This window comes from Flintibacter porci, assembly GCF_041925195.1.
Taxonomy (GTDB): Bacteria; Bacillota; Clostridia; order Oscillospirales; family Oscillospiraceae; genus Lawsonibacter; species Lawsonibacter porci.
The window spans coordinates 129,737-152,246 of record NZ_JBHEVB010000003.1 but is presented as its reverse complement, the minus strand read 5'-3'; the positions used below and the strand labels follow the sequence as shown (position 1 = coordinate 152,246).

Annotated in this window: 18 protein-coding genes; 8 read left to right on the top strand and 10 right to left on the bottom strand. The window is 57.6% G+C overall.

Going from position 1 to position 22,510, the window contains the following annotated elements; all coding sequences use genetic code 11:
* Positions 1-59 precede the first annotated feature (59 nt).
* A complete protein-coding gene (locus ACEVJL_RS04215; protein ID WP_374736960.1) occupies positions 60-1,712 on the top strand; it encodes a recombinase family protein in 1,653 nt (550 codons plus the stop codon).
* 103 nt (positions 1,713-1,815) lie between these two features.
* Here ACEVJL_RS04215 and ACEVJL_RS04210 read toward each other — a convergent pair whose 3' ends face one another.
* Positions 1,816-3,519, bottom strand: coding sequence for a glutamine--tRNA ligase/YqeY domain fusion protein (locus ACEVJL_RS04210; protein WP_374736959.1), 1,704 nt, complete (start codon positions 3,517-3,519; stop codon positions 1,816-1,818).
* Positions 3,520-3,712: 193 nt separating this feature from the next.
* Between ACEVJL_RS04210 and ACEVJL_RS04205 the strand changes: the two genes are divergently transcribed.
* From ACEVJL_RS04205 to trxA, 3 genes are all read left to right on the top strand, one after another.
* Positions 3,713-4,210 (top strand): pyridoxamine 5'-phosphate oxidase family protein, encoded by a 498-nt coding sequence (locus tag ACEVJL_RS04205; protein WP_325207934.1) that lies wholly within the window; start codon positions 3,713-3,715, stop codon positions 4,208-4,210.
* A gap of 78 nt (positions 4,211-4,288) precedes the next feature.
* Positions 4,289-5,143: an NAD(P)/FAD-dependent oxidoreductase gene (locus tag ACEVJL_RS04200; RefSeq protein WP_374736958.1), complete on the top strand. Its 855-nt coding sequence runs from the start codon at positions 4,289-4,291 to the stop codon at positions 5,141-5,143.
* A 35-nt stretch (positions 5,144-5,178) separates the two neighbouring features.
* Positions 5,179-5,496, top strand: a complete 318-nt coding sequence (gene trxA / locus ACEVJL_RS04195; protein ID WP_110440023.1) for a thioredoxin — start codon at positions 5,179-5,181, stop codon at positions 5,494-5,496.
* Positions 5,497-5,545: 49 nt separating this feature from the next.
* Here the strand turns inward: trxA and ACEVJL_RS04190 are convergent, their stop codons facing one another.
* The 4 genes from ACEVJL_RS04190 to ACEVJL_RS04175 form a co-directional block, all read right to left on the bottom strand.
* Positions 5,546-6,283 (bottom strand): TIGR01906 family membrane protein, encoded by a 738-nt coding sequence (locus tag ACEVJL_RS04190; RefSeq protein ID WP_374736957.1) that lies wholly within the window; start codon positions 6,281-6,283, stop codon positions 5,546-5,548.
* A complete protein-coding gene (locus ACEVJL_RS04185) occupies positions 6,270-6,947 on the bottom strand; it encodes a lysoplasmalogenase family protein (RefSeq protein ID WP_235395791.1) in 678 nt (225 codons plus the stop codon). Before ACEVJL_RS04185 ends, ACEVJL_RS04190 begins: the two co-directional genes overlap by 14 nt.
* A gap of 111 nt (positions 6,948-7,058) precedes the next feature.
* On the bottom strand, positions 7,059-8,789 hold the full coding sequence (locus tag ACEVJL_RS04180) for a carbon starvation CstA family protein (protein ID WP_374736956.1): 1,731 nt from the start codon (positions 8,787-8,789) through the stop codon (positions 7,059-7,061).
* On the bottom strand, positions 8,786-9,325 hold the full coding sequence (locus tag ACEVJL_RS04175; RefSeq protein ID WP_110440026.1) for a DUF8052 family protein: 540 nt from the start codon (positions 9,323-9,325) through the stop codon (positions 8,786-8,788). The genes ACEVJL_RS04180 and ACEVJL_RS04175 overlap by 4 nt, the downstream gene beginning before the upstream one ends.
* 455 nt (positions 9,326-9,780) lie before the next feature.
* Between ACEVJL_RS04175 and ACEVJL_RS04170 the strand changes: the two genes are divergently transcribed.
* A complete protein-coding gene (locus tag ACEVJL_RS04170) occupies positions 9,781-11,796 on the top strand; it encodes an LTA synthase family protein (RefSeq protein WP_191905327.1) in 2,016 nt (671 codons plus the stop codon).
* 50 nt (positions 11,797-11,846) lie between these two features.
* Here the strand turns inward: ACEVJL_RS04170 and ACEVJL_RS04165 are convergent, their stop codons facing one another.
* Positions 11,847-12,995 (bottom strand): 5-bromo-4-chloroindolyl phosphate hydrolysis family protein, encoded by a 1,149-nt coding sequence (locus tag ACEVJL_RS04165; protein ID WP_374736954.1) that lies wholly within the window; start codon positions 12,993-12,995, stop codon positions 11,847-11,849.
* A 405-nt stretch (positions 12,996-13,400) separates the two neighbouring features.
* On the opposite strand from ACEVJL_RS04165, the gene ACEVJL_RS04160 reads away from it, so the two are divergent.
* Entirely contained in the window at positions 13,401-15,197 is a 1,797-nt protein-coding gene (locus ACEVJL_RS04160) for a VanW family protein (RefSeq protein WP_374736953.1), read from the top strand.
* A gap of 11 nt (positions 15,198-15,208) precedes the next feature.
* On the top strand, positions 15,209-15,883 hold the full coding sequence (locus ACEVJL_RS04155; RefSeq protein WP_374736952.1) for a DUF2461 domain-containing protein: 675 nt from the start codon (positions 15,209-15,211) through the stop codon (positions 15,881-15,883).
* 844 nt (positions 15,884-16,727) lie between these two features.
* Here the strand turns inward: ACEVJL_RS04155 and ACEVJL_RS04150 are convergent.
* On the bottom strand, positions 16,728-17,666 hold the full coding sequence (locus tag ACEVJL_RS04150; RefSeq protein ID WP_020989908.1) for an AEC family transporter: 939 nt from the start codon (positions 17,664-17,666) through the stop codon (positions 16,728-16,730).
* Positions 17,667-17,761: 95 nt separating this feature from the next.
* Complete coding sequence (locus tag ACEVJL_RS04145; protein WP_374736951.1) at positions 17,762-18,538, bottom strand: enoyl-CoA hydratase-related protein; 777 nt, start codon at positions 18,536-18,538, stop codon at positions 17,762-17,764.
* A 154-nt stretch (positions 18,539-18,692) separates the two neighbouring features.
* On the opposite strand from ACEVJL_RS04145, the gene ACEVJL_RS04140 reads away from it, so the two are divergent.
* Positions 18,693-20,216, top strand: coding sequence for an oligosaccharide flippase family protein (locus tag ACEVJL_RS04140; protein WP_374736950.1), 1,524 nt, complete (start codon positions 18,693-18,695; stop codon positions 20,214-20,216).
* On the opposite strand, the gene ACEVJL_RS04135 is transcribed toward ACEVJL_RS04140, so the two are convergent.
* Both ACEVJL_RS04135 and ACEVJL_RS04130 read right to left on the bottom strand, forming a co-directional pair.
* Positions 20,211-20,726 (bottom strand): nucleoside-triphosphatase, encoded by a 516-nt coding sequence (locus tag ACEVJL_RS04135; protein ID WP_374736949.1) that lies wholly within the window; start codon positions 20,724-20,726, stop codon positions 20,211-20,213. The two genes, ACEVJL_RS04140 and ACEVJL_RS04135, sit on opposite strands and share 6 nt — an antisense overlap.
* A gap of 284 nt (positions 20,727-21,010) precedes the next feature.
* The gene (locus ACEVJL_RS04130; protein WP_374736948.1) at positions 21,011-22,306 is read right to left on the bottom strand and encodes a lactate racemase domain-containing protein; all 1,296 of its coding nucleotides are present in this window, start codon (positions 22,304-22,306) and stop codon (positions 21,011-21,013) included.
* Positions 22,307-22,510: the final 204 nt, after the last annotated feature.

Genomic DNA, 22,510 nt, shown 5'->3' with positions numbered 1-22,510 from the left:
TCGTGACCAACAGCAACCTTGTCTTGGCAGACTGTCCTCAGATGATGGAGGAATCTACTATGAAGCAGTCTGACAAAATTACCGCGCTGTATTGCCGCCTTTCCCGTGACGATGAATCACAGGGCGACAGTAACAGCATTGTGAATAAAAAAGCCTATCTCAGCCGATATGCAAAGGAACACAGCTTCCGCAATACGGAGTTCTTTGTGGATGACGGTTACACGGGTGCGAACTTTCAAAGACCGGATTGGCAGCGCATGATGGCGCTGGTGGAAGACGGAAAGATCGGTACGATCATCACGAAGGACATGAGCCGCATCGGTCGAAATTATTTGGAAGTTGGGATGTATACCGAGATCACATTCCCACAGAATAACGTGCGGTTCATTGCCATCAATAGTGGTGTGGACAGTGCCAACCAGCAAGACAATGAGTTCGTTCCGTTCGTCAATATTATCAACGAATACTACGTTCGGGACGGCAGCAAGAAAGTGCGTACCTCACTCCGGCTCAAGGGAGAATCCGGCGAACACCTGACGACAATTCCGCCGTATGGCTATGTCAAAGACCCGGATAATTCAGAGCATTGGCTCGTCGATCCGGAAGCGGCACAGGTGGTCAAGCGCATCTTTTCCCTCTGCATGGACGGGAACGGTCCGACGCAGATTGCCCGGATGCTGAAAGAGGATCATGTGTTGACGCCTACCGTTTATCAGGACAGGCAAAAACGAAAAGTCCGCTGCACTTTGCCGGAGAATCCATACAACTGGAACGGCAGTACCGTTGCTGCAATTCTGGAACGGATGGAGTATTGCGGGCATACCGTGAACTTCAAAACGCACCGGCAGTCCTACAAAATCAAGAAGACCATCGAGAATCCACCGGAGCAATGGAAGATATTCCGCAACACCCACGAAGCCATTGTGGATGAGGACACCTTTCAGCGGGTACAGGAGCTGCGCCGCAACAAACGCAGACCGGCAAGAACGGGCAAGAGCAACCTCTTTTCCGGCGTTGCCTACTGTGCCGATTGCGGAGAAAAAATGTACTACTGCACCTCGCGGAACTTTGAAGAACGACAGGATCATTTCGTCTGCTCTACCTCTCGCAAGAAGGGAAAAGACGTGTGCGGAACGCACTTCATCCGTGCGGTTGTTCTGGAAAAGGGCGTGCTGAAATTTCTGCAAATCCTGCTTTGGTATATCTCCGATTGCGAGGATCTGTTCCGGGATAAGTTGGGTGCAAAGCGCAAGGAGGACTTCAAGAAAGAACTCGCCGCAAAGCGCAGACAGCTTACGCAGGCACAGCGCAGGATGGAAGAGCTTGACCGTCTGTTCAAACGGCTCTATGAGGACAATATCTCCGGCAAAATCAATGATAGCCGATTTGAAAAGCTGTCCGCCGACTATGAAAATGAGCAAACAGAGCTGACGGAGAAAATGCAGCTTTTGGAGCAGGCGATTACCCAGCAGGAGAAAGAAGCCGACAGCATTGAACAGTTCATCCTACGGGCGAAAAAATATCCCAACTTGCAGGAACTGACGCCCGCTGTGCTGCATGATCTTGTGAACAGGGTCTATGTTTCCGCGCCGGATAAGAGCAGCGGGCAGCGAGTGCAGGATGTGCATATCAGCCTTGCCTGCATTGGTTTCCTGCCAGAGAGCATCATTGCCGAAATGCTCACTCACGCATCAAAAAGCAGAACAGCGTGACTTCCGCCACGCTGTTCTCTCTAAACCTTATAAACCTGTCTTATGCGCTGCTACCCGCCCGGCGCACGTTTTAACGTGCGCCGGGCTGTTTTTCGTCATATGCTTACTTTTTGAAGCCGTCCTTCAGGCTGACGGCGCGGTTGAACACCAGAGCGCCGGGCTTGGAGTCCTTGCTGTCGGCACAGAAGTAGCCAAGACGCAGGAACTGGAAGCGGTCGCTGGGCTGGGCGTTGGCCAGGCTGGCCTCCAGCTTGCAGCCCTCCAGTACCTCCAGAGAGCCGGGATTCAGGCAGTCCAGGAAGTCCTTGTCGCCGCCGTCGGGGTTCTCGTCGGCAAACAGATTGTCGTACAGGCGCACCTGGGCGTCCACGGCGGTCTCAGCGTCCACCCAGTGGATGGTAGCGCCCTTCACCTTCCGGCCGTCGGCGGGGTTGCCGCCCTTGGAGTCGGGATCATAGGTGGCCAGGATCTCCACCACATTACCCTGCTCGTCCTTCACACAGCCGGTGCACTTGATGAGGTAGGCGCCCTTCAGGCGGCACTCGGGGCCGTCGGGGTAGAGACGCTTATACTTGGGAATGGGAGTCTCCAGGAAGTCGTCGGACTCCACATAGAGGTTGCGGGAGAAGGTGACCGGACGGGTGGCCTCGGGATCGTTGGGGTTGTTCTCCACCTCGAAGGTCTCGCTCTGGCCCTCGGGATAGTTGGTGATGGTCAGCTTGATGGGGCGCAGTACCGCCATGGCACGCTGGGCGTGCTCATTGAGATCCTCACGCAGGCAGTGCTCCAGGAAGCCGTACTCCACGGTGGAGGTGTTCTTGGCCACGCCGATGCGGTCGCAGAAGTTGCGGATGGAGGCGGGGGTGTAGCCGCGGCGGCGCAGGCCGCACAGGGTGGGCATACGGGGATCGTCCCAGCCGGAGACGTACTTCTCCTCCACCAGCTTACGCAGCTTCCGCTTGCTCATGACGGTGTAGTTGATACCCAGGCGGGCAAACTCGATCTGACGGGGCTTGCTGGGCACATCGGTGTTGTTGATTACCCAGTCGTACAGGGGACGGTGGTCCTCATACTCCAGGGAGCACAGAGAGTGGGTGATACCCTCCAGAGCGTCCTGGATGGGGTGGGCGAAGTCGTACATGGGGAAGATGCACCACTTGGTGCCCTGGCGGTGATGCTCAATATAGCGGATACGGTAGAGCACCGGGTCACGCATGTTGAAGTTGCCGCTCTCCAGGTCGATCTTGGCCCGGAGGGTGTACTTGCCCTCGGGGAACTCGCCGTTCTTCATCCGCTCGAACAGGTCCAAGCTCTCCTCGATGGGGCGGTCACGCCAGGGGGAGCGGGCGGGGGTGTTGGTGTCGCCGCGGTACTCCTTGAACTGCTCGGGGGTCAGCTCGCACACATAGGCCAGGCCCTTCTTGATGAGGCCCACGGCCAGCTCGTAGGTCTTTTCGAAGTAATCGCTGCCGTAGAAGAAGCGGTCACCCCAGTCAAAGCCCAGCCAGTGGATGTCCTCCTGGATGGCATCTACGAACTCGGTGTCCTCCTTGGCGGGGTTGGTGTCGTCCATGCGCAGGTTGCAGATGCCGCCGAACTTCTCAGCAGAGCCGAAGTCGATGATCAGCGCCTTGCAGTGGCCGATGTGGAGATAGCCGTTGGGCTCGGGCGGAAAACGGGTGTGGACTTGCATCCCGGCAAAACGTCCGCCGGGAGCGATGTCCTCCGCGATAAATTCATGAATAAAGTTCTGGCTGGGGGCGGGACCCTCGGTGGCGGGGGCGCCGGTCTTGATGTCGTCAGCCATGGTTGACCCTCCTGTCTCTTTCATGGACAAACAGCCGGTCCATGTGGGAATCTTAACTTCACTATTCTACACCAGGGGCGGTTGTCTTGCAAGTTTTTTTCCATTTTTGCTCTCACCTTGCAGGAGTTGGGGCGGTGTGCTATACTCAGGTATCCAAAGATCATGCGCCAAAGGCACAGAGAGGAGACATCATATGCGTCCCATGCGTCGATTTCGTCAGGAGCTGACGGCGGAGGAGTGTGTTCAGGTGCTGGAACGGGGCACCCACGGAGTATTGGCCGTGCTGGGGGACGAGGGCTATCCCTATGCAGTTCCCCTAAGCTATGTGCACGGAGAGGGGAAGATCTGGTTCCACTGCGCCAAGGCTGGGCATAAACTGGATGCCATCCGGAATTATAATAAGGTATCCTTCTGTGTGGTGGACCAGGACCGGATCGTGCCGGAGGAGTACACCACTTACTTCCGCAGCGTCATCGCCTTCGGCACCGCCCGGGTGTTGGAGGACCCCTGGGAGAAGCGCCAGGCCCTGGCAGCTCTGGCCGCCAAGTATTCCCCGGACCAGGAGGAGGGGCGCAACGAGGAGATCCGCTCTCAGTTTGCCAATGTGACCATGGTGGAGCTCACCGTGGAGCACATGACGGGCAAAGAGGCCATCGAACTGGTGCGGGAGAAAAATTCTTCCTCTTTGTGACCCAGTCACAGTATACCCCCGAAAAATGGGGTATGATACCACCAGAACCAGAAAGAACCGCCAAAGGAGGCTGGAAGTGTGAAGTATGATATCATTGTGCTGGGCAGCGGCCCGGCGGGCCTCTCGGCGGCGGTGACCGCCCGGGGCCGGAATAAGAGCGTTCTGGTCATCGGCAACCGCTGGCAGGACAGTCCCCTGGCCCGGGCCGAGCGGGTAGACAACTACCTGGGGATGCCCGGGATGACCGGAATGGAGATGCTGGAGGCCTTCCAGCGCCACGCCCAGGAGATGGGGGTGGAGATGGTCACCGGAAAGGTGCTCTCCATTATGGAGTGGGAGGGCTTCCACCTCACCGTAGGCAGCCAGCTCTACCAGGGCTCCGCCCTGATTTTGGCCCCCGGCGTAGTGCGCCAGGCCAAGTTCCCCGGAGAGGAGACCTACCTGGGCCGGGGCGTGAGCTACTGCGCCACCTGCGACGGGATGCTCTACCGCAACAAGCCGGTGGCGGTGGTGGGCCGCAGCAAGGATGCCCCCCACGAGGCAGCTTACCTCAAGAGCATTGGCTGCCAGGTAGTCTATGTGGCTCCCAAGCGGCCGGACCAGCTGGAGGAGGACATCCCCTTTATCCAAGCGGCCAAGCTGGCCGTCAAAGGCGAGCAGACCGTCACCGCCCTGGAGGCGGACGGAGCCGACATCCCGGTCAATGGCGTGTTTATCCTCCGGGAGGCGGTGGCCCCCGGCGACCTGATCCCCGGCCTGATTCTGGAGAAGGGAGCCATCCAGGTGGACCGATCTATGGCCACCAGCGTACCTGGTGTCTTTGCCGCCGGAGATGCCACGGGAGCACCCCTGCAAGTATCCAAGGCGGTGGGGGAGGGCCTGATCGCTGCCCTGTCTGCCTGTGAATATCTGGACCGCAATGGGTCAAAGTAAGAACATAAAAAATATTTAGAAAGAAGGATTTGAATATGGCACTGCAGCATTACAACAAGGAGAGTTTTGACAAGAGCCTGAACGAGGGCAAGCTGATGATGGTAGACTTCTGGGCCAACTGGTGCGGCCCCTGCCGCATGCTGGGTCCTGTGATCGAGCAGCTGGCCGGCCAGTACGAGGGCAAGGCCGAGATAGGCAAGGTGGACGTGGATGAGCAGGGCGAGCTGGCCATGCGCTACGGCGTGATGTCCATCCCCACCGTGATCTTCTTCAAGAACGGCAAGGAGATCGACCGCAAGGTGGGCGTGATGCCCGCCGGCGCCTTCACCCAGGTGCTGGATCAGAACCTGTAAGAGACAAAAATCCCGCTGTTTTATAACAGCGGGATTTTTTATGCCTGTTTTAAGAACAACCGGAGCACCCGGAGCAGTCCCCGCCGCCGGGACAGCCGGAACAGGGGGAGGCAGGAGGCGGAGCCAACTTTTTGCGGCGGCGCTGGGCCAGCAGATCGGCGGCGATGAGCACCACGCACCAGAACACCAGCAGCGTCAAAATCAAAATGGCGCAGTTGCGGAAGAAGTCCTCGGGCAGCAGCAGGATGATGGGGTCGGTGCGCCAGTCAAAGAGCCAGTTAGTCTTACCTGGGAAAAAGATAGAGTGGAACACCACAAAGGCCCGCTCAAAATTGGTGGCGGCCAGACCGCCCACAATGAGAAACAGGCCGCCCAGCCCGATGGCCGCCCAGAAGCCCGGCCCGTGGCCCAGCAGAGGGGCGGGAGTGAGCTTACGTTTCCGGCTGAGAACAAACAAAATCACAAGCGCAGCCAGGGAAATCACAGCTATCCACAGATCCAGCAGAAACAGCACCCGCACATCGGCAAAGTGGGAGGCGCCGGACGAGGAGAAGGGCAGCACGCCCGCGGCAAAATCGGGCCGCAGGCCCAGACAGTAGTCCATCACCTGGTCGAAAGCCTCTTTGATCTGCTCCACACTCAAGCCGGTATAGCCGTCCAGGTTCAGGGCCTTAATGTGGGCGTAATAGAAGGGGCGGCACAGCAGAGGCACCGCGATGGAGGCGGAAAGTACCAGCAGGGCGGTAAACACTCCGGTAAAAAGAGAGAGCAGTTTACTTGGTTTCATGGGAAAAACCTCCGGAAGAAGGATTTGCCCCCGACAGGGCAATGAGAACTTGGGCGGGAAGATAAAACAGCCACATCCCCACCGACACAAAGGCGCTCACCGCCGGGGGAACCAGCTGTGGATTCTGGAACAGGCCCACACACGCATCACAGCAGAGAAAAAGCCAAAGCCCCACAGAAAACAGGCGCATGGACTGCCCGAGACAGCTCAGACTGGACAGCGCGTTGCAGAAAAAGTTGGTGAAGTAAAACAGGGCCAGAATATTCAGGGGGATGAGCAGGTCCAGCGCGTTTAGTACGACCAGAGCGAGAACAAACAGGGCTGCCCTCAGCCCCCACAGGCTGCGGCCTCCATTGCTGCGGTAGATGCGGACAAAGTATAACCCCTGCACCAGGCAAAACAGCACAATACCCAGGGCATAGTGTGCGTCCAGCAGCAGGAGAAATACATCGGCCAAAACGGTGAGGGTCAGAGCGGCGGACACCAGACGGCTGCCGCCCTGGTGACTCAGGTACAGAGAGTAGATCAGACACAGCAGGATGCCGGCAAACTTAATGGGGTTGGAGCCGCGGCCTCCGATCGTCACATCCCAGATCAGAAAGGCGGCGTAGAGGATGGCCTCCAGAGTGAGAAACAGGGGCAGTACCCGATGAGATAGGCGCAAAAGACCGCCTCCTTTCTGACTGCAGGTTCTATCATACCACAAAGGGGCAGAGAGAACAAGAAAGAGGGCCCGGCGTTTGCCGGACCCTCTTGTCTGGATGGAAAAATGGAATTACTTCTGAGCGGGCTTCTTGCTGCCGAAGATGGTCATGCAGCCCTCCACAGCCAGCACGATGGCCAGCACGAAGAGCAGAGTGCCCAGAATGGCCTGAGCATAGGGGCCCCAGTCGCTGGCAGCGCCGGCGGCAATGACGGACACCTTGCTGGTCACAGTCTGGAACAGAGAGACCAGAGTGACTACCAGCATGAAGGCCATGGGGAAGTAGAACATCTTGTTGTTGCGGCCGATGTTGCCCAGCCAGGCACACACGGTCAGCAGAGCCAGAGCGGCCAGCAGCTGGTTGGCAGCGCCGAACAGAGGCCAAATCTTGGAGTAGCCGGTCATGCCCAGGCCAACGCCCAGCACCACGGTGATGGCGGTAGCCACCACGGGGTTACAGAGGACGGCCTTAATGCCGGTAGCATCCTTATAGGTCTCACCGGGCTTGAGCCAGAACTCCTGGAACATGTACCGGGCCAGACGGGTGGCGGTATCCAGAGAGGTCAGGCAGAACACGGAAACGGTCAGAACCAGCAGGGAGGCGATGGTGCCCTGAGCGCCGGCCAGGCCGGGGATAGAGGCCACCATGCGGGAGATACCGGTAGCAAAGACCTGGGTGGGGGTGACGATCTCGCCGGAGGCATACTCAGTCCAGATGAAGGACACAGCAGCCAGAGAGATCAGAGCCAGAGCACACTCGATGAGCATGCCGCCGTAAGCGATGGGCTTAGCGTCGCGCTCGTGGTCCAGCTGCTTGGCAGTGGTGCCGGAGCCCACCAGAGAGTGGAAGCCGGAGATAGCGCCGCAGGCGATGGTCACAAACAGGGCGGGGAACACATAGCCCAGAGAGTTGCCGGTGGGAGCCAGGTTATCATACCAGCCGGTGAAGGCAGGCATATCCATGTGAGCAGCGTCCGCACCGGTGAGACCGGCACCGATGACGCCCACAGCGGCGATAACCATCATGGCGTACAGCAGGAAGGAGCTGAGGTAGTCACGGGGCTGTAGCAGGATCCACACGGGAGCCACGGAGGCAACCAGGATGTAAGCGCCGATGATCCACATCCAGGTGGAGCTGGTCAGGTAGATGGGGTGCCAGTTCAGACCGATAAACAGGCAGACCACGATGCCGATCACGCCGGCGATAGTGGCGATGGTCAGGGAAGCGCCCTTGCGATACACAAAGAAGCCGAACAGGATAGCCATCACGATGAACAGCAGGGAGATCATGGCCACAGAGGCGTTGGTCTCATTCAGGGAGCCGTCCGCGTTGAAGCCCACGAAGGTGCTGGCCACGATGGAGGCGAAAGCGGCCACCACCAGCACCAGGGTCAGGTAAGAGAAGATCAGGAACAGCTTCTTGGCACGATCGCCGATGTTCAGGGCGACCACCTCGCCCAGGGACTGACCCTTGTGGCGGATGGAGGCGAACAGAGCGCCGTAGTCATGAACCGCGCCGAAGAAGATACCGCCGATCAGGACCCACAGAACAACGGGGACCCAGCCGAACACGGCAGCCTGAATGGGGCCGTTAATGGGGCCGGCGCCGGCGATGGAAGAAAAGTGGTGACCCATCAGAACAGGAGCCTTGGCGGGGACGTAGTCCATGCCGTCCTCCAGCTCATGGGCGGGGGTGACTTTGGAGTCGTCAACGCCCCACTGCTTGGCAAGCCATCCGCCGTAGAAAATGTAACCTACGATCAGAATGATAATGCCAACGATGACAACAAGCATTGCATTCATTGAGTTTTCTCCTCTCCTTTATAGTTTGCAATGACACGTTCCACCATCCGCTTCAGGTCCTTGCCAAAGGCTTTTCCCGCGCGGTTGGTGGTAATTTCGCCGGTGGACAGGTCCACGGCGGCTATACGAAACTCCATCCATCCATGGAGCGATAGCTTAAATTCTCTGCGGTGCTTTTTCTTGATCAAAGCGCCCAGAGCCTGCTTGTCGGCCTGATCACACAGAACCAAAGCAGTGAGATACGTATACATATGCTGAGCATGGGGCTTGACCAGGGGAGTGCCCAGTTCCAGGGTCTGTCGGCACACGTCCTCCAGAGCGGTCTCGTTCAGCTCAGACAAGGAGTAGAGGTAGAGGTACTCGTGGTGCTCCGCCGCCCAGAGCTCCGCCTTTTTGCTCAGTACATACTGGGAGTCCCGGGAGTGAAAGGCACAGCAGGCCTTCAGAGCAGAATCGTCGCTGCCGCGCTCGATGTCGTAGTGGGTGGAAAAGATCGTCAGCAGACGCTCCTCCAGGGTCTGGCGCAGAGAAGTCACGTAAAACCATCCTTTCCCCCGCCCAGCGCGGGGTGACAAAGTTGAAAGCAGCCGGAAAAGGCTGCTTTTCTCAAAAAGTTGCCGGAAAAAATTTAGGAAAAACTTAAGAAATGAAAATGGAAAAATTGTGAATAAATTATTAAGGATAATATAGCAGATTTCCATGCTCAATGCAACCCTAAACTATCTGCAAAAGAAAAAATTCTATGCCTTTTTGGTTGGAACGGCAAAAGGAAGCGGTTAAGAATGGGAGAAAGCGTCAGAATGCAGGAAGGAAGAAAATTAGAGAGTGGGTTGAACCTTAAATTTAAAGGTGAGAGCTGGAAAAAAAGAAAAAGGAACCGGCCTGGGGCGGTTTGTTGACAGGTTAGGCCCAATCGGGTAAAATGAGCCTGCATTTATAAGGTATGGTATATTGGAAAGGACCCGTGCTGCGGGCGGAAAGGAGCTGCGGGATGGAGTTGGCGGATCAGAAGAAAAAAAGAAGGCTTCTCCACCTGTCCAAGACAGGCAGGCGGCGGCTTCTTGTGCCCACGGCCTTTTTCCTGGCCGTTATTTATTATGAAGAGCTGTTTATGAAGCTCTTCTGCTTTCATAGCCTGTCCCCGGCCGGGGCATTTTTTACCCTGCTGTTCTCCATTCCGGTGGCGGTGCTGCTGGGACTGCTGTGCGGCGGCGTGCAGGAGCGGCGGGGACGGTGGCTGGTAGTGATATGTACCGCCCTGCTCTCCCTGTGGATGGGCTCTCAGATCGTCTACTACCATCTGTTCAAAACCTTTTTGACTATCTTTTCCATCACCAAAATGGCCATGGTGGCCGGAGCCTTCGGCGATATGGCGGTGGGCCAGATCCTGATGAACTGGTTTCCCATTTTGATGATGGTGGTGCCTGTGGTGCTGTCCCTGGTGTTCCGGGACCGGATCGTGAGCGGTGAGCCTCTGGCCCGGGGCGACCGGCTGCGCTGGTTTGGGGTGGGTGCGCTGGTACAGGTGGCGGGGATCCTCTTGGTGCTGCTGTGCGGCGGGGGGAACCTGTCGCTGCGGTATATCTACTTCCAGGCGGCCGCGCCGGAGCTGGAGGTACAGAACTTCGGTATGATCACCCAGACCCAACTGGAGATCCGGCGGGTACTCTTCGGCATCGATCCGGATGACCAGATCCTGCCCAAGCTGGCGGTGCGCACCTCCGCACCCTACCAGCTGGAGGAGAAAAAGGAGCCCGGACTGCATGTGATGGAGATCGACTTTGACGCTCTGCTGGAGCGGGACCAGGACGATCCGGTGCTTACCGACATGCACCAGTACTTCTCCAAAGTGGAACCCACGGCGGAAAATGAATGGACGGGCCGCTTTGCAGGGAAAAATCTGGTCTGGGTGGTGGCAGAGGGATTTTCCACCCTGGCTATGGATCCCCAGCGTACTCCCACCTTGTGGAAGCTATCCCACGAGGGAATTATCTGCGACCACTTCTATACGCCCTTGTGGGGTGTGTCCACCTCGGACGGGGAGTATGTGACCACCACGGGTCTCATCCCCAAGTCGGGGGTGTGGAGTTACTCGGAGTCGTCGGACAACTACATGCCCTTCGGCTTTGGTACCCTGTTCAAAAATCTGGGGTACCGCACCCTGGCCTACCACGACTATCTCTACGATTACTACGACCGCAACCTCTCTCATCCCAATATGGGCTACGAATATTACGGCATCGGAAACGGACTGGATATGGAGATCGACGAGGAGAATTTCCCGCCCTCTGACCAGGAGATGATGGAAAAGATCGTGCCCCAATTTGTGAATGAGGATCAGTTCATGGTCTACTGCCTGACGGTGAGCGGCCATTTGAAGTACAACTATGAGAGCAACTCCATGGCCCGCCGCCACTGGAGCCAGGTGTCGGATCTAGGCTACTCCGAGGCGGTGACCGCCTATCTGGCCTGCCAGATGGAGCTGGAGCTGGCCATGGAGAGCCTGGTCAATCAGCTGGAGGAGGCAGGCAAGCTGGATGACACCGTCATTGTCCTCTCCGCCGACCACTACCCCTATGGTCTCACCGATGAGGAGTACAGCGAGCTGCTGGGCCACGAGGTGGACCCGGTCTTTGAAATCTACAAAAACACCTTGATTTTGTGGAGTGCAGATATCAAAGAGCCTGTCCATGTGGATAAGTTCTGTTCCAGCCTGGATGTGATGCCCACCCTGGCCAATCTCTTTGGCCTGGAATACGACTCCCGGCTCATTATGGGCCGAGACATTCTCTCGGACGAGCCCGGGCTGGTCATTTTCTCCAATTACAGCTTTATCACCGACAAGGGACGCTATGACTCCACCACCGACACTTTCCAAATGTGGGACGGCAGCGAGCCTGACCCGGAGTATGTGGCGGAGCGCCTCTCCGAGGTGCAAAACCGGGTGGCCTACTCGGCGTCTATTTTGGATAACGACTATTACCGGGTGGTATTTGGAGCTTCCTGAGCATGAAAAAAGGCTGACATCGTTGGATGTCAGCCTTTTCCTTTTATCTTTTAAAGCTCCAGGCGGATACTGTCCTTGGAGGACAGGCCGTCTTTGGAGAGCATCCGCTCCAGTACCTCCACGTCGGAGGTGATGTCCAGGGCGTCTCCCTGGAACAGCTGGTCCAGCTGTTTTTCAAAGCCCTCCACGACCTTATCCATCATGCCTTCAATGCGTTCCATAGCGGCGGTGATGTTTTCACCTGCCACCTCCTGGTCCTCCAACTGGGCATAGGCCCGGAGGATCTTCAGCGTGGTGGGGAGATAGTAGCTCAAAAAGCTGTGCAGCTGGGGAGATTTCTCCGGGTGCTGTCGCTGGTAGTCCAGAATTTTGGCGGTGATGACGCCGATGCGGTCGATCTGCTGGCTGAGCCGGGGGTTATCGATGGCGTCGTTGACAGCGCGGATCTCATCCAGTACCGCGTCCTGGGGACGCTCCTCTTTGGGCTGTTCCGGCTGCTTAGGCTCCTCCTTGGGAGGATCGGACAGGCCGTCGCCCGAGATCACCAGCATGCCGCTGCCCAGATCCAGGTAGCCGTTGGGGAACAGGTTCTCCTCCAACATGTCCTCCAGGTCATCCTTCACTTTGGCGGGGGAGGTGCCGGTGGCGGAGGCCAGGGAGGCCAGGGAGATGCTGGTGCGCCGGCCGATCATGGCCAGATACTGGCGGAAGCGGCGTACCTTCTTCTGCCGGCGAAGCCCCACAAACAGGCATCCGGCGCCGCCGCCCAGGAAGCAGAAGATGGGCAGCAGGTTCATCATGTCTTCCAAAAACCATACGACATCTCCGTGAAGCAGCCAATAAAAGGCGTTGCTGACACTGGAGAGGGAGAGAAAGAGGAAAACCGCGGTAAGTACGGCGCCCACAATGGTCATGGTGCGGCCCTTGCGCTCCAGCGCGGCCAGCTGGGCGTTACGGCCTTCGGCGGTGAGCTCAGCAGCGGGCTGGGGAGAGGTGGTTCTGGCTCCTACCGGCGCGGCATCGGGACGGCGGGCATAGGTGGTGGCGCTGCGTCCGGTGCGCTTTTTTCCGCCCAGCAGTTTCAGAACGATCATAAAAAAGCCGATGGGCGGCATACAGACCAGAAATACCACGGCGAGGATCCAATAGGTCAGATCGCCGTTGTTTCGGTTTCCCCTCTGATATTGATAGTTTGACATAATGGCTTTTCCCTCCGATAGCAGGCCGCAGGGCGGCCGACTTAACAAGGATATTGTAGCAGAGATGTGTCAAAAACGAATTGAGATTTTCTTAAAATTGATTAAAGGCGCATACAATGGATGCAGATCCTGAAAACAGACAGGAGGACCTGGGTAAAAAACATGATACCCCAAGGGCGCAAAAAAGTAAAGGGCGGTCCAAATATTTTGCTCCAAAGGGGAAATTTGGGAAAGACAGTTGTAACTGTTCTGTAATTGTAAGGGGAAAACAGGGGTGCTATAATGGGTCATGATCTCCAGAAACACGCAGGATCAGGGAGAAATATCCATAAAATTCTGAATCTGTGTGGAGAAATAAACAGAAAAACGTATCGGCTGCGGGCCGATGCGCGGAGGTAACGTCATATGGAAGGTAGTCGGGTCCAAAACAATGGGGCCAAGGGCCCTATGAACCCAAAGAAAAAGAAATTGCTCATCGGAATCGGAGCGGCAGCGGTTGTGGTGGTCGGCGCCTATGTGGGCCTGTGTGCCTGGGTGGGCGGCTCCCAGACTATCATGAAGGGCGTCCATGTGGGCGGCGTGTCCGTGGGCGGAATGACCCAGGAGCAGGCAAAGTCCACCCTGGAGCAGAGCATGACCCAGGCCAAGAGCGTCACCCTGCCGGTGGAGTACGGCACCTGGAGCGGCAGCATCAGCGGCAGTGCCCTCAGCCTGGAGGCAGATGACTGCGTCCGGCAGGCGTGGGAAGCCGGCCGGAGTAACTTCCTGCTTCAGGGCGGCGCCTATCTGGGCAGCCTGATGGGAATGAAGCAGGACGTGGATCTGGTGCTGGACTGGAGCGAGAGCGGAAAAGAAGAGCTGAATGCGCTGCTGGACGAGGCCGATCAGCTGGCCGGCGGCGGCATCACCGAGGCCGCCTATGTGGTGGAGGGCGATGCCCTGAAGATCACCAAGGGCGTTACCGGTGTGGCCATTGACCGGGAGCAGTCGGAGCAGCAGGTCAAACAGGCTCTGACCGATGAGATCAGCCAGCAGCTGCGGGGCGAAGCGGTACAGGCGGAGACGGTGACCCTCACCGCCCACGAAGAGAGCCCCCGGGAGCCTGATTTTGAGGCCATGTATGAAGAACTGCACACCGAGCCTGTGGATGCCACCGTGGACCCCGAGACCTATCAGGCCACGGACCATGTGGTAGGCGTAGACTTTGACGTGGAACAGGCCAAGGCGGCCTATCAGTCTGCGGCCGAGGGCGAGACCGTCTCCATCCCTCTCACCCTGACCCAGCCCAATGAGACCAAGGAGAGCCTGCAGGCCAAGCTGTTCCGGGATCTGCTGGGCAGCGGTACCACCAACGTCAGCGGCTCTTCCAACCGCAAGCACAACGTAAAGCTCTCCGCCCAGGCCTGCAACGGCGTGGTCCTTATGCCCGGAGAGATCTTCTCCTACAACAACACCACCGGCAGCCGCACTGCCTCCAAGGGCTATCTGTCCGCGCCGGTGTACTCCGGCGGCGCCTCGGTGGACGAGGTAGGCGGCGGCATCTGCCAGACCTCCTCTACCATCTACTACGCCGTCCTGCACACCACCCTGGAGGTGGTGGAGCGCAAGGCCCACATGTATAACACCGGTTATGTGGATGAGGGCATGGACGCCACGGTATACTATGGTCTGACGGATTTCCGCTTTAAAAACAACACCAACTATCCCGTGAAGATCGTTACCCGCAGCTACGACCAGGGCGGCAAGCGCAAGCTCACCGTAGAGATCTACGGCACCAACGAGACCGGTTATTACGCCGTGCCCAAGAGCACTACTTATGACTGGGTCTCTCCCACTACCCAGTATAAAGCAGATGAGTCTATCCCCCGCGGAACCACCAAGGTGGACAGCAAGCAGAACCCCTATACCGGCGTGAGTGCCAGTACCTACCGCTATATCTACGACAAAAACGGCAATCTGGTGGAGAAGCAGCAGATGACCTCCAGCACCTACAAGATGCGTCCCAAGACCATTTTGTATAACCCCGCCGACGGCGATCCCTCCACCTGGGTCAACGGCGTGCCGCCGCAGCCCCAGCCCGAACCTCAGCCTGAACCGGAACAGCCCATCGATTCCGGCAGCCAGGGCACGGATTCCGGGGCCTCCTCGTCCAGCAGTACGCCGGATCAGTCGGCAGGAGGGGCCAGCAGTCAGGCATCCTGAAGGAGCACAACATGTTTCAAGGTTTTTCACAGCAAGCAGTGGATTTCCTGTGGGGGATCCGCTTCCATAACGAACGCAGCTGGTTTTTGGAGCACAAGCAGGAGTATCTGACCTACGTGGCTGAGCCCCTGCGCCAACTGGGGGAGGAGGTCCAGCAGGTCATGGAGGAGAAATCCCCGGAACTGGGACTCAACCTCCATGTCTCCCGGATATACCGGGATGCCCGGCGGCTCCACGGCCGGGGACCTTATAAGGATCACCTGTGGTTTACCCTGCGCCGTCCCAAGGAGCGGTGGGCCAGTCTGCCGGCGTTCTATTTTGAGATCGCCCCGGAGTATTACAGCTTCGGCATGGGCTGCTACGACCCCACCCCTGTTACCATGGCCAAGCTCCGTGCCCGCATCGACCGGGACCCCAAGCCCCTGGAGAAGCTGGCCCGGAAGCTGGAGGGCTCCGGCTTTGCGCTGGAAGGGGAGCAGTACAAGCGGCCCAAGGGGGACCCGGGACCTCTGCTGTACCCCTGGTACAACCGCAAGAGTATCTCCCTGACCCGGGATGAAAATTGTGAGGGCCTGCTGTTCCAGCCTGAGCTGGTCCAGCAGGTGGCACAGGGCTTCTGTTTCCTGAAACCGTACTACGAATATCTGATGGATTTGGCGGGCGATGCGCCGCCGGAACGGATTTAAAAAAGGGCGTGCCCAGCGGCACGCCCTTTTTGCAAGTAATTTTCAAAAACTTGTAAAATGAATTGTAATTTCCTCCAAAAACCGTTGACAAATTATAGGGCGGGTGCTATATTATAACCAGAAAGGGTGATACCAATGTGGTAGCAAACCTAGATACCAGATACACCTGATCCGACAGCAGAAAGTTGAGATATATCAAATCCCTGGTAAATCAAAAACATAAGCTGTCAAACCTGTATCGGAATACAGATCGACCCGAAGGAAAACAAAGGCACCTTAAAGATCTAAGGCAAGTTTATATCTTAAGAATTCCAGATTGGCAAGTAAAATTCGGTAAACCTTGTCAGTACCCGGCGGACCAGGAAAAACTCATGAGAGTTTGGTAAGCTGAAGAGAAATCAAGATCCCGAACGCAGAGAAGAATTCAATGGGTAGCAAAAATGCCAGGGAAATCGAACAGGACCTGCGTAAACCAATGGTAAGCTCTGAACCCCGTACAAGATCAGCTGGTAGGATACAGTGTATATCTGGTCACGCAAATGCCACAGGATGTTGCAGGAAGCATGAGATCGCACAACAGCACAGAACCTCATAAGCGAGGATGCACGGCGAAGTGAACGCGCGGCAACAAAAGTTGAATGGCAGAAATCGATATCCTGTAAACGGAACGTGTGGTAGATGCGAATCAATAGAAAGTGAGGTAACCATATGATGTTAGATAACAAGAACCACCAGAAATGACCCTTGACTGCATTGGATTACGAAACAAGCAGTCAAGGGTCATTTCTTTTTTATCATCGTATGGAAGCGGGCGAAGGCCCGTTTTTTTCTTTTTTCAGCTCTGTTACAAAAGCAGAGAGATCAGCGGGATAGAAATAAGACACAGCAGGCTGGAGAGAAATACCGACCGGGAGGCGAACTCCTTGTCCGAGTGATAGCTCTCCGCCAGAATGGCGCTAATGGCCGGGGAAGGCATGGCCATAATGATCAGAGTCACCCCCACCACCAGAGGATTGGAGATGGGCAGCAGCCGCAAAATGGCCCAGGTAAGGACCGGGAAGAAGACGAGGCGCAGAAAGGAGACGGAAAAGACGTCCCGATCCCGCAGCAGATCGCCCACCCGTCCCTCGGTCAGATTCATACCGATAACCAGCATGGACAGGGGAGTGGTAATATTGGAGAGATGGGTGAGGGGAGTGGACAGCACGTCGGGAATGGGAATTTGCGCCACGTACATTACCAGCCCCAGCAGAATGGCGCCGTTGACGCTGGTCAGCAGGATGGAGCGCCAGGAGGGCGGTGGGCTGGAGTCCTCTGACTCGTGGTCCATGCACATGAGCTTGGCGCCCAGTGTGTAGGCCAGCAGATTAAAGGGAATACCCAGAAATACCGCCAGAGCCAACCCTTCTTCCTGAAAGAGAGCAAGGGCTACGGGAAAGCCCATAAAGCCATTGTTGCTGAACATAGCGGAGAAGATCCATGCGCCTCTGCGTCCCTCACCGACATGGAAAAGGCGGCAGGCTGGCAGGGACAGCAGGCCATAGAGAAGGTACAGCACCGTTCCAAGTATCGCAATGAGTACCCCGTCCCGGATAAAGGCGGCGTCGTAGGGCCGCACCAGGGAGACCAGAATGGTGGCGGGCAGGGTGATCTGCATGAGCAGATTGCTCAGCAGCTTGGTGGAGGAGACGGGGAGGACCTGAAGTTTTACCGCGGCGTATCCCACGGCGATGAGCAGAAACAGGCCCACCAGATTGGAGAAGACGTCTCCGATGTTCAGCATGGATCAAACTCCTTTCACGGCGGTGCTGGAATTACGCCCATTACAAGGCTGCGGCCGGCGCATAAGCGCCGGCCGCAGCCCCGTTTTGGGACCTATCAGCGGTTTTTAAAGCTGGTAACCTTGTCCTTGTTGACAAAGGCGGTCATGGCGTCCTTCTGATCCTCGGTGGAGAAGCACAGGCCAAAGGCCTCGGCCTCAAAGGCGGCGCCGGTGTACATATCGGTCTGCAGACCGTGGCGGATGGCAGCCTTGGACTGCCGCACGGCCACCTGGGCATTGGCAGCGATGGCCTGGGCCAGCTCCATGGCCTTGTCCATCAGCTCCTCAGCAGGATATACGTGGCTGACCAGGCCCATCTCCTTGGCCTCCTCAGCCTTGATGACCTTGGCGGTGAGGATGAGCTCCATGGCGTTGGACACGCCCACAATGCGGGCCAGACGCTGAGTGCCGCCGAAACCGGGGGTGATGCCCAGGCCCACCTCGGGCTGGCCGAACTTGGCCTTCTCACTGGCCAGACGGATGTCGCAGGACATAGCCAGCTCGCAGCCGCCGCCCAGAGCAAAGCCGTTGACCGCGGCGATGACGGGCTTGGGGAAGTTCTCCAGCTTCAGGAAGACGCTGTTGCCGTAGGCGCCGAACTTCTTGGCCTGGACAGAAGTAAAGTCCTTCATCTGGCCGATGTCGGCTCCGGCCACAAAGGAGCGGCCCGCGCCGGTGAGGATGACCACCAGAATCTCATCATTGGCCTCCACCGCATCCAGGGCGGCGTCCAGGTCCCGCAGGACCTGATCGTTCAGAGCGTTGAGGGCCTCCGACCGGTTCATAGTAAGAATACCGATGGAGCCGCGCTGTTCCAGATCTACAAATGCCATAACTCAGGTTCCTCCTTATTTTTTGCGCCAAGCGCATCTGTTCTGAGGGAATGCATTTTAGTCCACTACATTATACAATAGAAACCCCGCCGGGGCAAGGTCTGAAAGGCCACATATCCGGCAGGGATGGCGAATAGAGTGGAGGGAAGGGGGGATGGACGTGGATCAGGAATACAAAAGCGCCGCCCGGCGCAGCGTGGTGCTGCTGACTGTGCTGGGGGCACTGTCCCAGCTGCTGGGTTTTGGGTACCGTGTGGCCCTGTCCCGGATGGTGGGGGCGGAGGTCATGGGCCTCTATCAGCTGGTGATGCCCGCCTTCTCGGTACTGTTGTCCCTGACCGCAGTGGGACTGACGGCGGCGGTATCCAATCTCACCTCCCAGTATCTGGCCTGGGAAAACAGTCGGGGTGCAGCACAGATCGTGAGCTCCTGTCTGCGGTGGCTCATGCTGCTGATCTTGCCGGTGGGAGCGGCGGTCATTGTGTTCAGCGATCCCATTTCCGTCTATCTCCTGGGTGATGCCCGAACCCAGCTGGGGCTGATGCTGCTGGTGCCCTGCGCCGCCCTCACCGGGGTGGAGAATATCCACAAGCACTTCTTTTACGGCGCGGGGTTGGTAGGGCCGCCGGCGGTGGTGGAGCTGCTGGAGCAGCTGGTACGCACGGCGGCGGTGCTGGGACTGCTGACTCTCTTCCTGCCCCAATATCCGGAGCGGGTAGTGGGGCTCATTGTCACCGGCATGGTGATCTGCGAATTGTTCTCGTCTGCCACCCTTTCTGCTCTTTTTCACCGCCGAAAGCGCCGCCAGGGGCTGATGGGGCCGGGGGAGCGGGCCGGAATCCGGCGGCGCAGAATTGCCACCATTGCCTTTCCGGTGGGCTGCAACGCTCTGCTGGGCAATGTGATGGGGGCCATCAATGCCACCCTGATCCCCCGCAAGCTGGTGGAGGGAGGGATGGACCGCAGTGCCGCCATGGCGGAGTTTGGCGTGGTGTGCGGCATGACGCTGCCCATGCTGGCCCTTCCTACGGTATTTCTGGGAGCCATGAATCTGGTCATGGTGCCCCGGCTGTCTCACTGCGCTGCATTGGGACATAAGGAGGAGATCCGGGAGAATATTTCTCAATCCATGACCACGGTGTCTCTGCTGGCGCTGCCCTCCATGGGACTGATGGCAGTGGTGGGGAGTGACCTGGGCGGGGCTCTGTTCCACCAGGATGGAGTAGGGGAGTTCCTGGTCCCTCTGGCTGCCATCATGGCGCTGAGCTGCTATCAGGCGGTGCTGGGCGCTGCCCTGAACGGTGTGGGGCGACAGGGGAGCGTGGCCTGGATCTCCATTTTGTGCGACGGGGTGCAGCTGGCCCTGACCGCCTGGCTGGTGCCCAAGATGGGGATGGAGGGCTTTGTGGTCAGTACCGGGGTTTCCACTGTGTTGGGACTGTTGCTGTGTGCCCAGCGGCTGATTGTCTGCACCGGGCTGCGGCTGGAGCTGTTTCGCTGGCTCACCGCTCCAGGGTTGGCCACCCTGCTCATGGCGCTGACCACCAATCTGCTGGTGCGCGCCCTGAAGGACTGGGGGACGGGAGCGCTGTGGGCCAATCTGGCGGGAGCGGCCTTTGGGGTGGTGCTCTATCTGGCTGCCCTCAGTGCCCAGGGAGTGAAGCGGCAGAGGTCATAACAGTGCACGGATCTGTCCATAGAGCTCTTGGCGGTTTTCCGGGGTCAGACGGAATACCTGTGCCTCGGGATGGGCCAGGACGGCCTGGAGAAAGGGAACATCGGGACGGTCCTTCACCGCGGCAAGGACCTGGGCGGGGCCGCTCAGAGCGTCCAGCACCGCCTGAGTAAACCGGGGAGCCTGGGACTCCAGAAAGCCCAGTTCGTCCATGACCACCAAAGACTGCGGAGGTATATTGGCCAGACAGGATACCCCAAGGGTGTCAAACACTGAGGGAAAGGCGTGCATAGTCTGTCCGTTCCAGCGGCCTACCTGATTGTCCGGCGTGTAGGTGCGCTCCTCCGGGGACTGCCAGGCGGGGTGCAGATAGGTGCTGTGCGTGCCTGGCGGCTCGGTTGGCAGGTTGGCAGTATAAAATCCCCGCACCGGGCGGGACGTATCTGAGAGCAGGCGGCGGATGAGAGTGGTCTTGCCCGCACCGCGGGTGCCGATGATCAAAATGGGACGCATGGGACACCTCCATAAAAAGGCCCGAGGCTCTGCCTCGGGCCTGAATAATATAAGTGCTTGGCTTGTGATCATCCTAATCACAATGGGTTTGACCACGGGCGGCTCGCCAAAGTGTTTTCAACTTTACATTGAACCTTATGGGATCGAAGAAAAATTTGTTTCAGGTATAAAATATAGCATTTCCTGGGGTGGTTTTCAAGTTATAAGTGGGGCAGGGGCAAAGACCAGCTGGCTGGCTTATAAAAAATCCGGATGGAGTTTCCCATCCGGATTTTTTATAAAGTTTATGCAAACTTGGGCAGAGTATTTGCACCGTGGGGCATCAGTGTGGCACGCAGGTCTTTGCCGCCATTGAGCTCCCGCGACAGCGCCAGAGCCTGATCCAGGGTTTTGACCACATGGATCTTAGAGGTGCCGAAGTCCGCCTGCTCCATACCGGTGACGACGATCATATGGTACTTTTCGGCACTCTCAGCAAAGAGGTAACCGATGAACGCACCGATGGAGAAATTTTCACGCAGATCCTTTTCCCGTTCTACCATAGTAGCAAAACCCGCAATCTGGCGCTGGGTATCCCCATTGCCAAAGCCCTCCTGGGACCGGGTCACCAAAATAATAGTGCCTCCCTCATCTACCACCTCCAGAGCATTGGAGAGGGTTTTGATGGTCTGATAGAAGTTCAGATCTTTCGGAAAGCCGCCGGCACTGGCAATTACCAGAGGTGTCTTTTCCTTGGCCGGTACACCGTACATCCGGTCGACCAGGTCGCATGCCGCCCGGTGGGCGGTGATCCAGTTGCCGGCAAAGGCGGCGATGACCTGCTGGTCATCGTTGACCACCACGTTCACCAGGAAAGTGGGGCTGACCATGGAGCACGCTTCCATCATATCGGCATGGACTGGGTTAGTCGCATTCATATTGGCGCTGCGTACCTGGGGATTGGAGCCGTTTCCAAGACCGGGATTCAGCGCCAGATTGTGGTTTTTCATAATGGTCTCCCGGCCGGCAATGCCGGGGAGAATGCTCTTGCGGCCGCCGCCGAAGCCTGCCATGAAGTGGTATACCACACCTCCTGTGAGGATGATTTTGTCGCAAGCCAGAGCCCGCTTATCCAGCCACACCGGAGTTCCCCGGGAGGTGGTGCCCACATAAGAGAGGTTTTCCTCATCGGTACACACATGATCCACCAGCTCAATGCGCTCGTAGACCTCCTTTGTCACCAGGCCCATGTGCTCTTCCGGGGTCTGGCGGCGGTGTGTCCCGGTGGCGGAGATGATCAGCATGTCCTCATCCCGGATGCCGGCGCATTCCAGTTCCGCGATCAGCACCGGGATATAGGTTTCCGGAGACTGCCAGCGGCGAGTGACATCGGAGATGACAATGCACACCTTATCCCCGGCCTTTACCAGCTCCTTCAGCGGTGCAGAGTCCACCGGATGATCCAGAGCCCAGCGGATGTGCTCTGCCGGTGTCCGCTGAGGAAGTTCCACCCGATTGGGTTCCAGCTCTGCTGCAATCAGCTCCTCGGGCAGGTGGACCTCAAATTCTTCTGTTCCGCATTTCATAGGTTCAATCACCATGACGACTCATTCCTTTCCAAAGGCTTTTCCTATGGCGAATCATTCATTGAAAGTATACCGTACTCACAGGAAAAAGTCGATGTGAACTTGGTTAAAAAATGCACATGCCTTCAGAACAGAACTTCCACTATGCTTGCGGGGTTACCAACTGGGGAATTGCCTGAGTTTATGTCACACTCCATGCGGCTCGCTTCGGGGCGGATC